Origin of the sequence: Acetobacterium malicum subsp. dehalogenans DSM 11527 (genome assembly GCF_000472665.1) — a bacterium.
GTDB lineage: Bacteria > Bacillota > Clostridia > Eubacteriales > Eubacteriaceae > Acetobacterium > Acetobacterium malicum.
Genome location: NZ_AXAC01000004.1, coordinates 108,030 through 121,414 on the forward strand (window position 1 = coordinate 108,030; position 13,385 = coordinate 121,414).

The following is a 13,385-nucleotide window of genomic DNA, read 5'->3' on the forward strand; positions in this document are numbered from 1 at the left end:
CGGAGGTGATTCTGAGTGGCAGAAAATGTACAAGATATTAAACGTCGGATAAAAAGTGTAAACAGTACAAAGCAAATCACCCATGCCATGGAACTGGTGGCTTCGGCTAAGCTGCGAAAAAGTCGCGAGCTGGCCGAAGGTCGTCGCCCTTATTTTGAGGCCATGATTGAAAGTATGGGACGCATTGTTGAAAAAAGTGGAAGCACTCGAAATGTTTTCATGAACCAGCGTGAAGTCAAAAAAGTTGCCTATATCGTCATAACTGGTGATAAAGGATTGGCTGGGGGCTACAATGTGAATGTTGCTAAACTGGTTGAGGATCACGTAGCGAATAAAGAAGATGCTGTTATTTACGCCGTTGGGTCTCGTGGTCGGGATCATTTCAGAAATCGCGACTACACTATCCAGGGTGAATATCTCGGTATTTCAGAACGACCAAACTTTTTTAATGCCAGAGAAGTGACTGCGGTGGTAATGGAAGGATTTAAAAATGGGGAATATGATGAAGTTTATATTGCCTATACCAAATTTATTTCCACCATTTCTCAACATGCCAGCTTAATGAAGCTGCTACCACTGAGTGTGGAAGATCTCAAACCGGTTAAAAAAGCTGAAGTAGTGGAAAATGAAGGAAAAAGTAAAGATCTGACGGTCATGCTCTATGAGCCAGAACCAGAAGAACTGTTAACGTACCTGATTCCAAACTTTGTCAGCAGCACCGTATATGGCTCGATGATTGAAAGTGCCGCCAGTGAACAAGGGGCACGTCGTACCGCCATGGAATCGGCAACGACGAATGCCAATGAAATGATCGATGCGTTAACACTTAAGTTCAACCGAGTCCGTCAAGCGGCAATTACCCAAGAGATTTCGGAAATTGTCAGCGGTGCTGAAGCACTAAAATAAACATGCAGCAACTGGCGGCTTAGCCGGCCAGGACAGAATAATGATAAATAATGAGTGCAAATTAATTTGCACAAGGAGGTTATAGGGAATGGCCCAAAATATAGGGAAGGTTGTTCAGGTTATTGGACCAGTAGTCGATGTTAAGTTTCAAAAAGACCAACTGCCAAAATTGAACAATGCTGTAAATATTGAACTCAATGGACACACCCTGGTAATTGAGGTAGCTCAACAACTAGGGGATGACATTGTCAGATGTATTGCTATGGACTCCACAGACGGTCTGGTAAGAAATCAGGAAGCTGTGGATACAGGAGCATCGATTCAAGTGCCGGTAGGGAAAGCAACCCTTGGCAGAATGTTTAACGTTTTGGGTGAACCCATCGATGGAAAACCCTTTGATACAACCGGGGTAGTTATGCACCCGATCCATCGTCATCCACCATCTTTTGAAGAACAACAAACCCAACCAGAAATGTTTGAAACTGGAATCAAGGTTGTTGACTTGATCTGTCCTTACGTTCGAGGTGGTAAAATTGGTCTGTTCGGTGGTGCCGGTGTTGGTAAAACCGTACTAATCCAGGAATTAATTAACAATATCGCAACCCAGCATGGTGGTTTATCCGTTTTTGCCGGCGTTGGTGAACGTACTCGTGAAGGAAATGACCTTTACTACGAAATGATGGAGTCTGGGGTTATTGATAAAACATCCCTCTGCTTCGGTCAGATGAATGAACCCCCAGGAGCCAGAATGCGGATTGCGCTGACTGGACTGACCATGGCTGAATATTTCCGTGATCAGGAAGGCCAGGACGTACTTCTTTTCATTGATAATATTTTCCGATTCACCCAGGCTGGTTCAGAAGTTTCAGCGCTGCTGGGTCGGATGCCGAGTGCGGTTGGTTACCAGCCAACCCTGGCAACCGAAATGGGTGCCCTGCAGGAACGTATCACATCCACCAGCAAGGGTTCAATTACATCGGTTCAGGCTGTTTACGTACCTGCCGATGACTTAACTGACCCTGCTCCGGCGACTACCTTTGCCCATCTGGATGCCACTACAGTACTTAACCGTGCCATCACAGAAAAAGGTATCTATCCTGCGGTAGATCCACTGGATTCAACCTCTCGTATTCTTGATCCTAAAATTGTTGGACAAGAACACTACGAAACAGCCCGTGAAGTACAGGAGATTTTACAGCGTTACAAAGAATTACAGGATATTATCGCAATTTTAGGGATGGACGAATTGTCTGATGCCGATAAAATTACGGTATCCCGAGCCCGTAAAATCGAACGTTTTCTTTCCCAACCATTCAACGTTGCGGAACAATTTACCGGAACGGCTGGGGTTTATGTAACTATTGGCGAAACCATCAAGGGCTTCAAAGAAATCCTTGAAGGAAAACATGATGATTTACCAGAGAGTGCCTTCCTGATGGTCGGAACGATCGAAGACGCAGTTGCTAAAGCAAAAAAAATAAAAGGTTAGTTGAGGTGAGTTTTAATGGCTGAAACTTTCAGATTAAAAATCATTGCTCCAACCGGCATCTTTTTTGATGAAGATATTGAGCGCATTGTTATCCGGGGAACAGAAGGAGAGTTTGCGGTACTTGCTGAGCATACACCGCTGACCACCACAGTAGCCATTGGTACCTTTAATATAATTTTTGGCGATAAAAAAAGTAAATGCGGCACCCTTTTAGGAGGCGTTGCCACCATTAATCCCAGAGAGACCATTATTTTAACCGATGCAGCTGAATGGCCGGAAGAAATTGATCTTAAACGGGCTCAGGAAGCGAAAGAGCGAGCCTTACAACGTCTTAAAGACGACAAGTACGACGCAGCTCGAGCTCAGGCAGCTTTGGAAAGAGCAATTGCTCGTATCAATTCAAAAGAAGGTTTATAATTCAAAGATTTATAATCAAATAAAAGAAAGCCAGGGTTTCCTTGAGAAGCTGGCTTTCTTTTTTATTACGCTTTTTTGGGGCAAGTGTTTTAAAGACCCTTTTTCTGTGCTATAATTTAGGTTGAAAGTTAGGGGCATTGTGTGTCAATCGATGAATGATAAAATTGAGAGTAAACAGCGATGTGATGGTTAGTTGACGCAAAAAACCATTACAAACGGGAGGATAAGGAATGAATATTTGTATTATCGGACTGGGTATTTTAGGGATTACCTATGGTTCCATTTTGTCAGATTCGGATGTGAATGTCATCTGTGTCGACACTGACGAAGAAACAATCAACATGCTCACAGAGGGTGATCTGCCTATTTACGAGCCAGGATTAAAGGCGTTGGTTTCGACTTCGGTATCAACTGGTCGGTTGTACTTTAGTTCAAATATTCAAAGTGCCATTAAGAAAAGCGAAATTATTTTTATAACCTGTGAGGTACCGACTAATGATCATGATTTTCCGGATCTTCGGTTTATGAAACCGATCGCCCAAAGCATCGGCAATCATATGGAAGCCTATGTAACGGTGGTGATTAAATCAACGGTGCCGCCGGGCACCTGTCAGATTATAAGACAAACGATCCAAAAGACGCTCGATGAGCGGGAGGTGGATATCCCCTTTGATGTTATCAGTAATCCGGATTTTGCCCGCAAAGGTTCAATGATCAAGGACTGTCTGGTGCCGGATATGGTCGTGATTGGATCGGATTCGCCGACGGCGGTGGAGCGCTTAAAAAGTGTCTATGATAGCCTTCATGTCCGGGAAGAAAACTATGTGATCACCGATCCCCAGAGTGCCGAAATGATTAAATATGGGGTAAATGCTTTTCTGGCAACGAAGCTTTCCTTTATTAATGAGATGGCTTTACTTTGTGAAAATGCCAATGCCAACATTCTCGATGTTTCCAATGGCATGGGCCGGGATGAACGGATTGGCCCTGGCTATCTGGAAGCCGGTCCGGGTTATGGCGGCAGTGACCTGCCTAAGGATTCCAAGGCCCTGGTGGAGATTGCTAAAGCCTATGGCGAGGATTTTATGGTGCTCAAAGGGGCTATTCAGGCCAATGAGAAACAGAAAAACAAAATGGTCGAAAAAATTAAACGGATTATGGGTAATCTGGAAGGAAAAACTATTGCCGTTTTAGGTCTGTCCTACAAACCGGAAACCACGGATATGCGGGAAGCGCCTTCGATCAATATTGTCAAAGGTCTGGTTGGCGATGGGGCCAAGATCCAGATTTACTGTCCGGAAGGAAATCTGGAAGCCAAATGGCGCTTGCACAACGAAAAAGATGAGATTAGCTACTGTAATGACGTCTATGAGGCGGCTCAGAATGCCGATGCCCTGGTGCTGATTACCAGTTGGCGGGAATTCAAGGGAATGGATCAGGAGCGCGTTCGGGCAGCCATGAAGGATCGCTTTTTCTTTGATTTTAGAAATCTGTTTGGCGATGAACCACCAAAAGGCTTTATTTATTCAGGCCTGGGGATTCCAGAAAAGGAGATAAAATAAAATGAAAAAAGTTCGCAAAGCGGTTATTCCAGCGGCAGGACTGGGCACCCGATTTTTACCAATCACCAAGTCGACACCGAAAGAAATGCTTCCCATCGTTGATAAACCGACGATCCAATATATTATTGAAGAAATTGTCGCTTCGGGTATCGAAGAAATATTGATTATCAATGGCCGTAATAAAGAAAGTATCATCAATCACTTTGACAAGGTCCCAGAACTGGAAGCCCTGTTAAAAGCCGGCGGCAAAACTGAGGCGCTGGAGCAAGTGGAAGCCATCACAAACATGGCAAAAATCTTTTCGGTGCGGCAGAAAGAAGCCAAGGGTCTGGGGCATGCCGTGCTTTGTGCCAAAGAATTTGTCGGTGACGAACCCTTTGCGGTGGTGCTCGGGGATGATATTGTTTATAATGATGAAAATCCGGCCCTGAAACAAATGGTGGACGTCTATAATGCTTACGGGGCTTCGGTAATCGGAGTTCAGCAGGTCGCCCCAGATCAGGTCAATAAGTATGGTATCGTTTCCGGGGATGCTGTTGGCGAACGGGTGTATCAGGTCAATGATCTGGTCGAAAAGCCGGCCGTCGGCACCGCTCCTTCAACCATGGCTATTTTAGGACGCTATATCATCACCCCGGGAATATTTGAGGTACTTGAGCGGACTGGCAAAGGTGCCGGCGGTGAAATTCAACTCACGGACGGACTAAAAACCCTGGCTACCATGGAGAAGATGTTTGCCTATGATTTTATCGGCAAACGTTATGATGTTGGCGACAAGCTGGGCTTTCTTCAGGCGACCGTGGAATATGGCTTGAGAGATGGGAAACTGGGTGCCGATTTTAAACGATATTTAGAAACCTTATTGAATGATAAATAGTTAAATCCGACTGGCTTGAGCAAGGGACTGACGTCCCCGCGATTACCCCGAAAGGATTGGAGAAAGGAACACAATGGATTATAAAAAGGCTTATCAAAATTGGTTAAATCAGCCGGACTTGGATGTTGAACTGCGGCGGGAGCTGGAAGCTATCAGTGATGAAAAAGAAATTGAAGATCGCTTTTACACCGATCTGGAATTTGGCACCGGGGGAATGCGGGGGAAAATGGGTGCCGGCAACAACCGGATGAATATTTATACCGTGGCCAAGGTAACTTATGGCTTGGGAAAATACCTGTTGCGGCAGGACATTCAGAACTGGGAGAAGGGCGTCGTGATTGCCTATGATTCCCGCCATAACTCCAGAAAATTTGCTGAAACGGCAGCTGGGGTGTTGGGCAAAATGGGGGTTACAGCTTATCTGTTTGAAGAGCTACGGCCAACCCCGGAACTGTCTTTTGCAGTACGGGAGCTGAAAGCCGCCGGCGGGATTGTCATTACGGCATCCCATAACCCCAAAGAATACAACGGCTACAAGGTCTATGGGCCAGATGGCGGCCAGATGGTGACGGCCTCAGCCGATGCTTTGATTGCCGAAATTGCCAAAATCGAGGATGTTTTTGATATCCCGATTATGACATTGACAGAAGGCCTTAATCAAAAAATCATTAAGATGGTCGGTGAAAAAATGGATAATGCCTTTACTGACGCCGTAACATCGATTTGCATTCCTAATCCCGACAGTGATTTGAAAGTGGTTTATACGCCGCTTCATGGGTCGGGCAATCAACCGGTTCGCCGGGTCCTGGCCGAATTGGGTTACCAGCAGGTGACCGTGGTCCCGGAACAGGAATTGCCGGACGGTGATTTTACCACAGCGCCCTATCCCAACCCGGAAGATCGGTCAGTCTTTACTCTAGCCATGGCCCTGGCCGATGAATGCGGAGCAGATATTATTATTGGCACCGATCCCGATTGCGATCGGGTTGGGGTGGTTGGCCGCAATCAAAAGGGTGAGTTTGAAGTCTTTACCGGCAATCAAACCGGCGCCCTGCTGGTTGACTATTACCTGAAGACCCGAACCGATCTGCCGGATAATAAGGTGGTTATCAAAACAATCGTCACTAGTGAACTGGGCGGAATTGTGGCAAAATCCCATGGTGCGGCAGTGTTAGATGTGCTGACTGGTTTTAAATACATTGGCGAATGCATGACTGATTTTGAGAACACCGGCGATTATACTTTTGCTTTTGGCTACGAAGAAAGTTATGGTTATCTAGCGGGTAATTACGCCCGGGATAAGGATGCTGTGGTGGCGTCAGCCCTGGTTTGTGAGATGACCGATTATTATAAAAAACAAGGGTTGAGTCTTTATGAAGCGCTGTTAAGCCTGTATGAAAAATATGGCTATTTTATTGAAGATGTGGTAGCCTTGACTCTTGAAGGCATTGAGGGAAAAACCAAAATTACCGCCATCATGGAAAAGTTCAGAACGGTCAACTTCCCGGGTTTTGCCGATGCCAAACTGATTTGCTTCAATGATTATGAATCAGGTATCAGCACGGATATGGTTTCAGGAGCAAAATCAGAAATTGATCTGCCCCGATCAAATGTCTTAAAATTTGTTTTTGATGATTATTCCTGGTTTGCCTTGCGACCTTCGGGGACAGAACCCAAGCTGAAGATTTATTTCTCGGTAACCGGAAAAACCCAGGAACAAGCCACAGCAAAAAAAGAATTGCTGAAAAAGCAGGTAACGGATTTAATCTGAGCGGTGCGCATTAAGAAATGGTGTCGAAAGAATAAAGAAACAAATAAATAAAAGGCGTTATCCCGTGAATTGGGATAACGCCTTTTTTGTGGTAGTCGTTAAGTCATTGATTAAGTATCAATTAACAGTTTCCGAGGAAGTGCCATCGCCAGAACTGCTATCTCCGCTGGAACCAGAATCAGTTGCGCCGGAATCACTTCCAGAACTGGAGTCAGAGCCAGTTCCAGAATCAGTTGACCCCGAACTTGAGTCAGAACCGGAAGATGTTCCGCCCGAACTGGAGGAGTCTGATCCCGAGGTACCAGAGCTACCGGATGAACCTGATCCTGAGGATTCCGTAGTTGAATAGGTAGAACCGGGATTACTGGGTTCGGAATAGTCGCTGCTACTGTCACTGGGACTGGATTCAGTATAGGATGAGGATGAACCGGTGCCGGCATAGTAGGCGATAGCATCACTGATTTCCTTCACTCGAGCTGATGGAACGTAAGCAGTATAGGTGCTTGAACCCGAGTTGGTGCCCGAGGAAATACTGGTGTTTGAGCTGGTGGTTGGACTGCTGACGTTGGTGCGATTCCCAGTGCTGGCTGAGGTACTGTCGGCACTGCTGTTGTCCGTTGTGGCGGAAGAACTGCCGCTGGCAGTGGTTGTATCCGTCGTGGTTGTTGTCTGGACAGAACCATAGATAAAAGCATGGAGGGCAATGACATTATCAGCAAGACTGTTCGGCACCACATAAGAAACGCTATTGATCATGGCTGTAGTTACATGAGTATCGGTGGGTAGTCGGAACTCCAGAAATTGCTTGTCCGGGGATTCTAAAAACGCCTTGGCATAGGTCGTCAGCTCGCTGATTGAAAGGGTTGTTTTAATATAGGGATAAACCTTGCTTAACAGACTGATGCCGGTGGCCATATCGATGTTGAAGGCTTTGTCGGCAATTTGACCGACAACTTCTCGCTGCCGTTCGGTTCGATAAAAGTCATCATCACTAAAGCGGTTTCTGGCATAGGCCAGCGCCTGAACGCCAGTGATGGTTTGCACCCCGGTTGTTTCCAGATAGGGATCTGCTTTACCAACTTTATCATTGACGTCATCGATGTACTTATTGGTCCATTCCAGTACATCTTCGTTCTGAACATTGACTTCAACTCCGCCCAGGGCGTCAACGGTATCAACCATCGCATCAAAATTAACGATCACATAATCTTTGATATTCAAATCGAAATTCTCGTTCAGGGTTTTTACGGCAAGCTCTGGTCCGCCATAGGCGTAGGCGGCATTTATTTTATCAAGACTTTCATAGGTGTCTTTGGTTTCGGGGATCTGCACCAGTAAGTCACGCATCACCGAGGTAACCTTAATGTTGCCGTTTCTGAAGTCCATTGAAACAATCATAATGGTATCGGTACGATCACCTTCAATGTCGCTGCGTCCGTCAACTCCAAAAACAGCAATATTGATGGTATCAATATCTAGGTCGTTGTTGACCTTTAAGTCGGCCTCATCCATTTTTGGTTCAGCGACCATTTCATTTATTTGACTGATGGTATTAAATCCGTATACTAGTCCGGTGCCTATTAGTGAGACGATCAGAAATAGGATGACTAAAATTACTTTCTTTTTCATGAAGGTTCCTTTCGATTTAACGAGCTAAGATCATATCAACCAATAATAACATAAATATGCTTAAAAAAACATTGAATTATCGCAATTGATCAAATAATAAAGGAAAAAAGATGTCTTTTTGTGTTTTGAATTATCTTAAAAACCTGAAAGAATCTAGAAAAAAATAGACTTTTATGGGGATATAAAGTATAATGACAATGAATTTTTATGGCTTGACAGCTTAAAAACAGCGAAAAACCAGAAAATATAAACACGACAAGAATGATGAAACAAGGTGAGATATGAAAGTTTTATTAACCGGTTCAAACGGTCAGCTGGGGCGGGAATTAACCCGGCAGCTCGAGAAAAAAAAGATTGACCATGTTGGATATGACATTCCTGAATTTGACATTACCGATAAAGACAAAATGACGACGATTATTGCCAAAGAGCAACCAACCGTGATCATCAATTGCGGAGCACTGACCAATGTAGATGGATGCGAAACACAAAAAGAGTTGGCCATGGCCATTAATGCCGTAGGGCCAAAATATTTAGCTGAAATCGCCCGCGATCAGGATATTGTTTTAGTTCAGGTTTCTACCGATTATGTTTTTGATGGTGCCGGCATTACAATGAACGGGACGCTGCGGCCTTATCTGGAAACGGATCCCATCGACCCCAAAACAGTTTATGGTGAAAGTAAAGCGGCGGGGGAAAAAGCCGTTTCAGAAACAACACCCAAGTATTTTATTGTCCGGACCGCCTGGTTGTATGGGGACGGCAATAACTTTGTTAAAACGATGCTGGAGCTGGCCTCAAAACATCCCCAACTGACGGTGGTAAATGATCAGGTCGGTTCGCCAACCAGCACCGTCGATCTGGCGGCAGCGATTATTGATTTGATCCACACCGATCATTACGGACTTTATCATGGTACCTGTGAAGGACAATGCAGCTGGTATGATTTTGCCGTCGAAATTTTTAGATTATCAGGAATTAATATCCCAGTGGAACCGGTGACCTCAGAGCAATTTGTCAGACCGGCACCACGCCCCAAGTATTCGGTACTTGAAAACAAAGCTTTAAATGATTTGAAGATGAACCATTTCAGACCCTGGCAGGCTTCTCTGGCAGAGTATCTGGAGAATTTAGAATAAACAAGGCGGAATTCGAAAGCGTGCCATTAGCGGTTGCTGTAAGCCGGCATCAAAGCTGATGGCACGCCGGGAATGCGCGTACAATTTAAAAGAGAAGAGGCAATTATGAAAGGTATTATATTAGCCGGAGGTTCCGGCACCCGACTTTATCCGATTACCCGGGCGGTATCCAAACAATTACTGCCCATTTATGATAAACCGATGATTTATTATCCACTGGCAACCCTGATGCTGGCTGGGATAAAAGATATTTTAATTATTTCCACACCCCACGATCTCCCCATGTTCGAACGACTTTTTGGTTCCGGGGAAGAATTGGGGTTGAATTTTGTCTATGAAGTACAGGACGCCCCTAATGGTCTGGCAGAGGCTTTTATTATTGGCGAGAAATTCATTGGCGATGACAATGTGGCCCTGGTATTAGGCGATAATATTTTCTATGGTCATGGTTTTACTGACACCATCAGAAAAGCTGCTGAACTGCAAAGTGGGGCGGTCATTTTCGGATACCCGGTTACTGATCCGGAGCGATATGGGGTGGTTGAATTTGCCAAAGACGGCACGGTTCTTTCAATCGAAGAAAAACCAGAAGTGCCAAAATCTAATTTTGCGGTACCAGGACTTTATTTTTATGATAATTCAGTGGTGGAAATAGCCAAAAATATTAAACCTTCGGAGCGAGGCGAACTGGAAATTACCACTGTTAATGAAACCTATTTAGAACAAGGTAATTTAAAAGTAGAATTGTTTGGACGGGGAATGGCCTGGCTTGATACCGGAACTCACGATAGTTTGATTGAAGCCTCCAATTTTGTGGAAACGATCCAGAAAAGACAGGGTCTTTATGTCGCTTGCATTGAAGAAATTGCTTATTTGCGGGAGTTCATCGATCAAGAGCAGCTTTTAAAACTGGCGGAACCATTAAAGAAAACAGCCTACGGTCAATATCTGATCCAATGTGCTAAAGGTAAATAGGTGGAATAATGGCGAAGATAAATGTAATCAAAACGAAAATTGACGGCTTGGTGATTATTGAACCATCCGTTTTTGGCGATCACCGTGGTTATTTCATGGAAACCTACAACGAGGAAGAATTCCACAAAGCCGGTTTAACGATGCGGTTTGTACAGGATAATGAGTCCAAATCCTGTAAGGGTGTTTTACGGGGGCTTCATTTCCAGACCAAGTTTTCCCAGGGGAAATTGGTTCGGGCAACCAAGGGCGAGGTTTATGATGTTGCCGTGGATCTGCGGAACGGCTCGCCGACCTATGGACAATGGGCCGGGGTGCTGTTAACCGAAGAAAACAAGACCATGTTTTATATTCCGGAAGGTTTTGCTCATGGCTTTTTAGTCGTTTCAGACGAAGCCGTGTTTAACTATAAGTGCACCAATTTATACGCCCCGGAATACGATGGCGGAATTCGCTGGAATGATCCGGAAGTTGGGATCGAATGGCCGCTTGAAACAATCGATGAAGTGCTGCTTTCAGAAAAAGACGGACAGCTACCTTTTTTAAGCGAGATCAGCGAGTCCTTAAGATTTGAATAGATCGTATTTATATAGATAGAAGGAGTAATCATGAAAACAATATTAGTCACCGGTGGTGCCGGATTTATTGGCTCTAACTTTGTAAAATATATGCTAAATCAGCACCCGGATTATAAAATCGTTAATTTAGATGTGTTAACCTATGCCGGGAATCTGGAGAATTTAGCGGATATTGAAGATAACCCCAATTATGTGTTTGCCAAAGGGGATATTGTCGACCGTCCGTTTGTCAAAAACCTTTTTGATCAATACAATTTCGATACAGTAGTGAATTTTGCCGCCGAATCTCACGTCGATCGCAGTATTGAAGATCCGGAAATTTTTGTGCAAACTAATGTAATGGGAACCCTGGTTCTGTTGGATGAGGCGAAAAATCACTGGCAAACCGGAAAAGATGACAGTGGCTATCCGACCTACCGGGCCGGGGTTCGCTATCATCAGGTATCAACGGATGAGGTTTATGGTGCCCTGGGAAAAACCGGACTGTTTACCGAAGCGACTCCGATCGCTCCCAACAGTCCTTACTCGGCATCCAAGGCCAGCGCCGACCTGGTGGTCCGTTCTTATGGACAAACCTTTAAACTGCCAGTGACAATCAGCCGTTGCTCCAATAATTATGGACCCTATCATTTCCCGGAAAAACTGATTCCACTAATGATCTCGAATGTGGTGGCGTTAAAAAGTTTGCCGGTTTATGGTGATGGGATGCAGATCAGAGACTGGCTGCATGTCAACGATCATTGCAGCGGCATTGATACTATTCTTGAAAAAGGGGTAGCCGGTGAAGTCTATAATATTGGCGGAAATAATGAAAAAGCCAATCTTGAAATTGTCAATTTAATTATTGAGGATGTCGGCGAAATGCTGCGCTCCGGCAAATATATGATTGATAATGACGGCTCAAAGATCAGCAAAGATCTGATTACCTATGTTGAAGATCGTCTCGGGCATGACCGCCGATACGCCATCGATAATACCAAAATAACCACCGAATTGGGTTGGGAACCAGCTTATACCTTCGAACAGGGGATTGCCGAAACCATTGAATGGTATTTAAACAATCAGGAATGGCTGGAGCAGGTTAAATCCGGTGATTATCAGCAGTACTATCAGAATATGTACGAAAAAAAGTAGAAAAAGTCGAATAGATGTAAAAGAAAAAGCACAGTTTTTGTGCTTTTTCATTTAAGAATAAGAATGAGGTGTCAGTTTGTACTTGTTTAAAGATTTAATGGATTATATCAGAGATTTGTATGCAAATCGGAAACTGATCCAGAAATTTTCGATCAATGATTTTAAGTCCCGGTATGCTGGTTCGTTTTTGGGTATTATGTGGGCATTTATTCAGCCGACAGTCACCATTGCGGTGTACTGGTTTGTTTTTGATGTGGGTCTGAAGTCTGCTCCTGCTGGCGGGATGCCTTTTATTTTATTTTTGATCACCGGCATCATCGTCTGGTTTTTCTTCTCGGAATGCCTTGTCAATGGAACCAATTGTTTTCGGGAATACAGTTACCTGGTAAAAAAAGTAACCTTTAATATTAAAATACTACCAACGGTAAAAATCATATCCTCGTTGTATACGCATATCTTTTTTATTGCTTTTGCAGTGGTGATGATGTTGTTATACAGTCAGCCAATCACTCTGCATTTTATTCAGATTCTTTACTATCTGATCTGTCTGATTGTCTTTTTAACCGGTTTAACCTGGGTAACCGCTTCCCTTCAACCGTTTTTTACGGATATTCTGCAATTTATCAATGTCGGGATGCAGGTGCTCTTCTGGGGAACGCCGATCCTTTGGGATATTAATATCTTTCCGGCAAATCTGCTGTGGATTTTAAAGCTGAATCCTCTTTATTATATCGTCCAGGGATATCGGGAAAGCTTTTTTGGAACCGGCTGGTTTTGGGAACACCCGGTTATGACAGCATACTTCTGGGGATTTTCGTTTGTACTGCTACTAATTGGAATCGCAGTCTATCGAAGACTAAGACCGCATTTTGCTGATGTTTTATAAAAAAGGTTGATCACAGATCAGTGGA

At 44.3% G+C, this 13,385-nt stretch carries 12 protein-coding genes; 11 read left to right on the forward strand and 1 reads right to left on the reverse strand.

Going from position 1 to position 13,385, the window contains the following annotated elements; all coding sequences use genetic code 11:
* The first annotated feature begins 15 nt into the window (after positions 1 to 15).
* From atpG to A3KS_RS0101700, 6 genes are all read left to right on the forward strand, one after another.
* Complete coding sequence (gene atpG, locus A3KS_RS0101675; RefSeq protein WP_026393416.1) at positions 16 to 906, forward strand: ATP synthase F1 subunit gamma; 891 nt, start codon at positions 16 to 18, stop codon at positions 904 to 906.
* Between the two features lie 88 nt (positions 907 to 994).
* Positions 995 to 2,395: a F0F1 ATP synthase subunit beta gene (gene atpD, locus A3KS_RS0101680; RefSeq protein ID WP_026393417.1), complete on the forward strand. Its 1,401-nt coding sequence runs from the start codon at positions 995 to 997 to the stop codon at positions 2,393 to 2,395.
* Positions 2,396 to 2,410: 15 nt separating this feature from the next.
* Positions 2,411 to 2,812: an ATP synthase F1 subunit epsilon gene (gene atpC, locus A3KS_RS0101685; RefSeq protein ID WP_026393418.1), complete on the forward strand. Its 402-nt coding sequence runs from the start codon at positions 2,411 to 2,413 to the stop codon at positions 2,810 to 2,812.
* Positions 2,813 to 3,042: 230 nt separating this feature from the next.
* Entirely contained in the window at positions 3,043 to 4,374 is a 1,332-nt protein-coding gene (locus A3KS_RS0101690) for a UDP-glucose dehydrogenase family protein (protein WP_026393419.1), read from the forward strand.
* A 1-nt stretch (position 4,375) separates the two neighbouring features.
* Complete coding sequence (gene galU, locus A3KS_RS0101695; RefSeq protein ID WP_026393420.1) at positions 4,376 to 5,251, forward strand: UTP--glucose-1-phosphate uridylyltransferase GalU; 876 nt, start codon at positions 4,376 to 4,378, stop codon at positions 5,249 to 5,251.
* Between the two features lie 73 nt (positions 5,252 to 5,324).
* On the forward strand, positions 5,325 to 7,022 hold the full coding sequence (locus A3KS_RS0101700; protein ID WP_026393421.1) for a phospho-sugar mutase: 1,698 nt from the start codon (positions 5,325 to 5,327) through the stop codon (positions 7,020 to 7,022).
* A 117-nt stretch (positions 7,023 to 7,139) separates the two neighbouring features.
* Here A3KS_RS0101700 and A3KS_RS22235 read toward each other — a convergent pair whose 3' ends face one another.
* Positions 7,140 to 8,651 carry an LCP family protein gene (locus A3KS_RS22235; protein ID WP_051355590.1) on the reverse strand — a complete coding sequence of 504 codons (1,512 nt, stop codon included), beginning with the start codon at positions 8,649 to 8,651 and terminating at the stop codon, positions 7,140 to 7,142.
* Between the two features lie 281 nt (positions 8,652 to 8,932).
* Between A3KS_RS22235 and rfbD the strand changes: the two genes are divergently transcribed.
* The 5 genes from rfbD to A3KS_RS0101730 all read left to right on the forward strand — a co-directional run bounded on the left by rfbD (position 8,933) and on the right by A3KS_RS0101730 (position 13,360).
* Complete coding sequence (gene rfbD / locus A3KS_RS0101710; protein ID WP_026393422.1) at positions 8,933 to 9,790, forward strand: dTDP-4-dehydrorhamnose reductase; 858 nt, start codon at positions 8,933 to 8,935, stop codon at positions 9,788 to 9,790.
* A gap of 105 nt (positions 9,791 to 9,895) precedes the next feature.
* Entirely contained in the window at positions 9,896 to 10,765 is an 870-nt protein-coding gene (gene rfbA / locus A3KS_RS0101715) for a glucose-1-phosphate thymidylyltransferase RfbA (protein ID WP_026393423.1), read from the forward strand.
* An 8-nt stretch (positions 10,766 to 10,773) separates the two neighbouring features.
* Positions 10,774 to 11,340 (forward strand): dTDP-4-dehydrorhamnose 3,5-epimerase, encoded by a 567-nt coding sequence (gene rfbC, locus A3KS_RS0101720; protein WP_026393424.1) that lies wholly within the window; start codon positions 10,774 to 10,776, stop codon positions 11,338 to 11,340.
* A gap of 30 nt (positions 11,341 to 11,370) precedes the next feature.
* Complete coding sequence (rfbB, locus tag A3KS_RS0101725) at positions 11,371 to 12,474, forward strand: dTDP-glucose 4,6-dehydratase (protein WP_026393425.1); 1,104 nt, start codon at positions 11,371 to 11,373, stop codon at positions 12,472 to 12,474.
* A 76-nt stretch (positions 12,475 to 12,550) separates the two neighbouring features.
* A complete protein-coding gene (locus A3KS_RS0101730) occupies positions 12,551 to 13,360 on the forward strand; it encodes an ABC transporter permease (RefSeq protein WP_156913180.1) in 810 nt (269 codons plus the stop codon).
* Positions 13,361 to 13,385: the final 25 nt, after the last annotated feature.